The 5,850-nt window shown below is 59.1% G+C and carries 7 protein-coding genes; 6 read left to right on the top strand and 1 reads right to left on the bottom strand.

The window, feature by feature from the left end:
- The 6 genes from pstB to FEM54_RS22360 form a co-directional block, all read left to right on the top strand.
- On the top strand, positions 1 to 811 hold an 811-nt coding region (gene pstB, locus FEM54_RS22385), incomplete at its 5' end, for a phosphate ABC transporter ATP-binding protein PstB (protein WP_138453085.1).
- Positions 812 to 922: 111 nt separating this feature from the next.
- Positions 923 to 1,684 carry a phosphate signaling complex protein PhoU gene (gene phoU / locus FEM54_RS22380; protein ID WP_016971674.1) on the top strand — a complete coding sequence of 254 codons (762 nt, stop codon included), beginning with the start codon at positions 923 to 925 and terminating at the stop codon, positions 1,682 to 1,684.
- Between the two features lie 168 nt (positions 1,685 to 1,852).
- Positions 1,853 to 2,773, top strand: a complete 921-nt coding sequence (locus tag FEM54_RS22375; protein WP_138453083.1) for a response regulator — start codon at positions 1,853 to 1,855, stop codon at positions 2,771 to 2,773.
- A gap of 187 nt (positions 2,774 to 2,960) precedes the next feature.
- The gene (locus FEM54_RS22370; protein ID WP_138453081.1) at positions 2,961 to 3,284 is read left to right on the top strand and encodes a type II toxin-antitoxin system RelE/ParE family toxin; all 324 of its coding nucleotides are present in this window, start codon (positions 2,961 to 2,963) and stop codon (positions 3,282 to 3,284) included.
- A 4-nt stretch (positions 3,285 to 3,288) separates the two neighbouring features.
- Complete coding sequence (locus FEM54_RS22365; protein WP_099550240.1) at positions 3,289 to 3,588, top strand: helix-turn-helix domain-containing protein; 300 nt, start codon at positions 3,289 to 3,291, stop codon at positions 3,586 to 3,588.
- Between the two features lie 53 nt (positions 3,589 to 3,641).
- The gene (locus FEM54_RS22360; protein WP_138453079.1) at positions 3,642 to 4,313 is read left to right on the top strand and encodes a peptidoglycan DD-metalloendopeptidase family protein; all 672 of its coding nucleotides are present in this window, start codon (positions 3,642 to 3,644) and stop codon (positions 4,311 to 4,313) included.
- A 4-nt stretch (positions 4,314 to 4,317) separates the two neighbouring features.
- Here FEM54_RS22360 and FEM54_RS22355 read toward each other — a convergent pair whose 3' ends face one another.
- Positions 4,318 to 5,658, bottom strand: coding sequence for a hemolysin family protein (locus FEM54_RS22355; protein WP_017135804.1), 1,341 nt, complete (start codon positions 5,656 to 5,658; stop codon positions 4,318 to 4,320).
- Between the last annotated feature and the right edge of the window lie 192 nt (positions 5,659 to 5,850).

Genomic DNA, 5,850 nt, shown 5'->3' with positions numbered 1-5,850 from the left:
CGGCATCAACATGTCGGCCCTGGGTCGCGACAAGCAGAGCCTGAGCCTGGCCCAGGAAACCGTGGCCATCGAAGTTCCGGGCCTGAGCCTGTACTACGGTGAAAAGCAGGCGCTGTTCGACGTCAGCATGAACATCCCCAAGCAGCGCGTGACCGCCTTTATCGGCCCGTCCGGCTGCGGCAAGTCCACGCTGCTGCGCACCTTCAACCGCATGAACGACCTGGTTGACGGTTGCCGCGTAGAAGGCGCGATCAACCTGTACGGCACTAACATCTACCGCAAGGGCGAAGACGTGGCCGAGCTGCGCCGCCGCGTGGGCATGGTGTTCCAGAAGCCGAACCCGTTCCCCAAGACCATCTACGAAAACGTGGTTTACGGCCTGCGCATCCAGGGCATCAACAAAAAACGCATCCTCGACGAAGCCGTTGAGTGGGCCTTGAAAGGCGCGGCGCTGTGGGACGAGGTTAAAGACCGCCTGCACGACTCGGCACTCGGCCTGTCCGGCGGCCAGCAGCAGCGTCTGGTGATCGCCCGCACCATCGCCGTGGAGCCGGAAGTGTTGCTGCTCGACGAACCCTGCTCGGCACTCGACCCGATCTCGACGCTGAAAGTCGAAGAGCTGATCTACGAACTCAAGTCCAAGTTCACCATCGTCATCGTGACCCACAACATGCAACAGGCGGCGCGGGTTTCCGACTACACCGCGTTCATGTACATGGGCAAGCTGGTGGAGTTCGGCGACACCGACACCTTGTTCACCAACCCGGCGAAGAAGCAGACCGAAGACTACATCACCGGTCGTTACGGCTAGCCCCAGCTGCAAGCCGCAAGTTTCAGGCGGCAAGTGGAAGCAGTTTGATCAACGACACACATCAGCTTGCAGCTTGTAGCTTGCGGCTTACAGCTTTTGCGGAGCAAACCCATGATTAGCAAAGAAGGCCTTACCCACCACATCTCCGCGCAGTTCAACGCCGAGCTTGAGGAGGTGCGCAGCCACCTCCTGGCGATGGGCGGGCTGGTGGAGAAGCAAGTCAACGATGCCGTTACTGCGTTGATCGAGGCCGACTCTGGCCTGGCCCAGCAAGTGCGCGAGATTGATGACCAGATCAATCAGATGGAACGCAATATCGATGAAGAATGCCTGCGCATTCTGGCCCGTCGCCAGCCGGCGGCCTCCGACCTGCGTTTGATCATCAGCATCTCCAAGTCGGTAATCGATTTGGAGCGCATCGGCGACGAAGCCACCAAAATCGCCCGCCGCGCTATCCAGCTGTGCGAAGAAGGCGAGGCGCCACGCGGTTACGTGGAAGTGCGCCACATCGGTGACCAAGTGCGCAATATGGTGCGCGATGCGCTGGACGCTTTCGCCCGCTTCGACGCCGAATTGGCGTTGTCGGTGGCGCAATACGACAAGACCATCGACCGCGAATACAAGACCGCACTGCGCGAGCTGGCCACCTACATGATGGAAGACCCGCGCTCTATCTCGCGGGTCTTGAACATCATCTGGGTATTGCGTTCCCTGGAACGGATCGGCGACCACGCGCGCAATATCTCGGAATTGGTGATTTACCTGGTGCGCGGCACCGACGTGCGGCACATGGGCCTCAAGCGCATGAAAGCCGAAGTTGAAGGCACGGCCGATCAAATCCCTAATGTTCCGGGCGAAACTGACGATAAGTAAGGTTGCCCGAGACATTAACGCCCGGCCTTTGGTCGGGCGTTTTCGTTTGTGGCATCTGAATTTATTTGCGCAGCAGGAGCAATAAGTCCTTCTGTGACCAGCGAGTTTTGGCAAAATGCCATCAGTCAGGCGTTTTGCATGCCGAAGTTTTAATAGGATGAAGGGTCGATGAGTAAAGTCAGTGTATTGGTGGTGGACGACGCCTCGTTTATCCGCGATTTGGTGAAGAAGTGCCTGCGCAACTACTTCCCAGGCATCAAGATTGAAGACGCGGTAAACGGCAAAAAGGCGCAATCCATCCTGATGCGTGAGACCTTCGACCTGGTGCTGTGCGACTGGGAAATGCCTGAGATGTCTGGCCTTGAGCTGTTGACCTGGTGCCGTGAACAGGCCCATCTCAAAGTCATGCCGTTCGTGATGGTGACCAGCCGTGGCGACAAGGAAAACGTAGTGCAGGCGATCCAGGCCGGGGTTTCCGGTTACGTCAGTAAGCCGTTCACCAACGAGCAACTGCTGAACAAGGTCAAGCAGGCTTTGCACAAGATCGGCCGTCTCGACGCCCTTATCGCCAGCGCGCCGACCAAGATGAACTCGGCCTTCGGCAACGACTCTCTCAATGCCTTGACCGGCGGCAAGCCCGAGGCGGCCAAACCGGCGCCGATAGCTGCGCCGATAGCTGCGCCGATAGCTGCGCCGAGCAAAGGCCTGCTCAACAGCCAACCGGTGCAAGCGCCTGCTGCCTCGCCTGCCGGCGGTCGCGGCCAGGGCCAACTGCGGTTGTCCAGCGGCAACCAGCAATGTGTGATCAAGGCGCTGAGCATCAAGGAAGCGCTGCTGGTGGTCCGTCGCGGTGAAGTGCTGCCCCAGGTGCTGGAAAGCGCCGTGCTCGACCTTGAGCAAGGCGAGAACGCCGAAGTCGCGCGCCTCAACGGCTACCTGCACGCCATCGTCGCCTATGAGCCACGGCCTGACAGCGACTGGCTGCAACTGACCTTCCGGTTTATTGACCAGGATGCGCAGAAGCTCGACTACATCTCCCGCCTGATCGCGCGCGGTACGGCGCAGAAGCACTTCGTGCCGGGAGCTTGATCGCCTGAATCAAGGGAATCGACCGACCGTCTGATTCCCGCTGGGTCGCTTGATTTATATCCATTTCGATATAGTCTCTCGATAACGCGTCAGTGTTATCGAGCCTTTGCTATGCCTTGAAACACACCTGCACCGCCTTTGGCTGAATCGTCGATTAGGCTTCTTCTTTCCAGGAAAGGAGAAGCAAATGCCAAGGCATAAGGATGTGGTGTTTTTAGGAATCTCGCTCAAGGATCTCAACGAATTCCCTCTCGACGCCCGAAGGGCTGCCGGCTTTCAGTTGGATCTCTTGCAGCAGGGTGAACAGCCTTTTGATTGCAAACCGATGAAGACTATCGGGAGGGGCGTCAGCGAAATTCGGATCACTGAGGAATCAGGAGCGTTTCGAGTGTTCTATGTGATTAATCGGCCGGAAGCAGTCTATGTGCTGCACGCGCTGCGCAAAACCACACAGAAAACCGAAGGGCGGGATATCGAACTGGCTCGTGCCAGATTGCAGGAGATAGGTTAAGCCCATGACAGACTCAAAAATTCACACCGAACGTTTCAGCAGCGTCTGGGATGCTCTGGAAGACACGCCCCAACAAGCCGCCAATATGCGCATGCGCTCAAAGTTGTTGTTGGAGTTGTGCAACACCATCCGCAGCTGGGAGCTTTCTCAGAAAGACGCGGCACAAAGGCTCGGTATCAGTCAGCCGCGCTTGAACGACGTGCTCAACGGCAAGATCGACAAGTTTTCCCTTGATGCGCTGGTCAACCTGTCGGCCGCCGCCCGGATGAATGTGGATATCTGCTTTACCGCGCTGCCCGCTTAGAGCTGTCATCAACCCTTGCTAGCCTGCCGAACAGTCATCCCGGCAGGTACGTCATGTTCATTCGCCTAGTCCTGTTCTGTGGGCTGGCCACGGTTTGCACTTCGACCCTGGCCATGACCCTCTACAAAACCACCGATGCCAATGGCGTGGTGTCTTTCAGCGACCGGCAAACGCCGGGCGCCCAGGCATTTGTGATGCAGGAGCGCCGGGTGGAACGGACCAAACAGCCGGTGCTGGATATGCCCACATCAAGTTATCCACAGCAAGCCTATCGCTATGCTTTGCCTTGGCGTGGTGGGCCGTTTCGCTTGACCCAAGGCCCTAACGGCAGCTTCAGCCACACCGACGCCAAGAGCCGCTACGCCATGGACATCGCCATGCCCGAAGGCACACCAATCATTGCGGCGCGTAGCGGGATGGTGGTGAAGACCGAAAATAACCAGGCCGGGCGCGGTAATGACGCGTCCGGGAATTTCGTGCGCATACGCCACGATGACGGCACCGAGGGCGTGTATTTGCACCTCAAGCAAGGTTCGGTCAGCGTAAGGGCAGGGCAGCGTGTGGTGGTGGGAAGCCCACTGGCGTTGTCGGGCAATACCGGCAACAGCAGCGGGCCGCATCTGCATTTTGTGGTGCAGAAGGCTTCCGAGGCCGGGCTGGTTTCGATTCCGTATGAGTTCAACCAGCCGCTTGGCAAATTGCCCAACTTTGCGTTGGGCAATTGAGGCGTCAATCCAGCAGCAACACCTTGGCCAGGACGATCTTCGGCCCTTTCATCTTCTTGATGATGATGCGCAAGCCTTCAACTTCCAGCACTTCTTCCTCTTCCGGCACGCGTTTCAACGTGTCGTAGATCAAGCCGGCCAGGGTTTCGGCTTCGATGTGGTCCAGGTCCACGCCCAGCAGGCGCTCCACCTTGAACAGCGGCGTGTCGCCACGCACCAGCAGTTTGCCTGGCTGGTAGGCGAGGATGCCGCGCTCGGCCTTGCGGTGTTCGTCCTGGATATCGCCGACCAGCACTTCCAGCACGTCTTCCATGGTCAGGTAGCCGATGACTTTGCCGTCGGCTTCTTCCACCAGGGCAAAGTGCGCGCCGCCTTTGCGGAACTGCTCCAGCAACTGCGACAGCGGCATGTGCCGCGAGACACGCTCCAGCGGGCGGGTCAGCTCGGCCAGGTTGAACGACTCGGGGATGTGGTCCAGGGCAGCCAGTTCCAGCAGCAGGTCCTTGATGTGCAGCAAGCCGACAAACTCGTTGCGATCGGCGTCATACACCGGGTAACGGCTGAATTTGTGGCGGCGGAACAACGCGAGGATTTCCTTGAGCGGGGCGTTGAAGTCCAGGGTCACCAGGTCTTCGCGGGAGTTGGCCCAGTCCACCACTTCCAGCTCGCCCATTTCCACGGCCGAAGCCAGTACGCGCATGCCTTGGTCGCTTGGATCCTGGCCACGGCTGGAGTGCAGGATCAGCTTGAGTTCTTCGCGGCTGTAATGGTGCTCATGGTGCGGGCCGGGCTCGCCTTGGCCGGCGATACGCAAGATGGCGTTGGCGCTGGCGTTGAGCAGGTAGATCGCCGGGTACATGGCCCAGTAGAACAGGTACAGCGGCACCGCCGTCCACAGCGACAGCAGCTCGGGTTTGCGAATTGCCCAGGACTTGGGGGCCAATTCACCGACCACGATGTGCAGGTAGGAAATCACGAAGAAGGCGGCAAAAAACGACACGCCTTTGATCACTTCAGGCGATTGCACGCCGATGGCGCCCAGCAATGGCTCGAGGATGTGCGCAAAGGCCGGCTCACCGACCCAGCCCAGGCCCAGGGAGGCGAGGGTAATACCCAATTGGCAGGCCGACAGATAGGCGTCGAGCTGACTGTGGACGGTGCGCAGGATCTGCCCGCGCCAGCCGTTCTTGTGGGCGATGGCCTCGACCCGGGTGGCGCGCAGTTTGACCATGGCAAATTCCGCCGCAACGAAGAAACCGTTGAGCAGTACCAGGATCAGTGCAAAAAGAATCATGCCGAAATCGGCGAAGAGTGTAGCGAGGGTGATACCAGGGGAAGGGTCCATGATGGGGTTTTGCAGGTTCCGTGTGTTCAATAAGGGGTGACAGACAGGCCTGAAAGGCAGGCGCAAGTCGGCCAATGTAGCGGCTGACGGGGCGCTTGCCTAGTGCCCGCTGCCGGGCGGAGCCTGGAAAGCCTTCTGCCAAACCATGCAAATCCAATGTGGGAGCTGGCTTGCCTGCGATGGCGGTGGGTC

Source organism: Pseudomonas edaphica (genome assembly GCF_005863185.1).
GTDB classification, from domain to species: domain Bacteria; phylum Pseudomonadota; class Gammaproteobacteria; order Pseudomonadales; family Pseudomonadaceae; genus Aquipseudomonas; species Aquipseudomonas edaphica.
The sequence above is the reverse complement of the archived record's forward strand: the minus strand, read 5'-3'. Positions and strand labels throughout refer to the sequence as shown.

Excerpts from the sequence above, each read along its gene's own strand:
- FEM54_RS22365 (WP_099550240.1), top strand. The coding sequence starts at position 3,289 with ATGACAGACTCAAAAATTCACACCGAACGTTTCAGCAGCGTCTGGGAT.
- FEM54_RS22370 (WP_138453081.1), top strand. The coding sequence starts at position 2,961 with ATGCCAAGGCATAAGGATGTGGTGTTTTTAGGAATCTCGCTCAAGGAT.
- FEM54_RS22355 (WP_017135804.1), bottom strand. The coding sequence starts at position 5,658 with ATGGACCCTTCCCCTGGTATCACCCTCGCTACACTCTTCGCCGATTTC.
- FEM54_RS22360 (WP_138453079.1), top strand. The coding sequence starts at position 3,642 with ATGTTCATTCGCCTAGTCCTGTTCTGTGGGCTGGCCACGGTTTGCACT.
- FEM54_RS22375 (WP_138453083.1), top strand. The coding sequence starts at position 1,853 with ATGAGTAAAGTCAGTGTATTGGTGGTGGACGACGCCTCGTTTATCCGC.
- phoU (WP_016971674.1), top strand. The coding sequence starts at position 923 with ATGATTAGCAAAGAAGGCCTTACCCACCACATCTCCGCGCAGTTCAAC.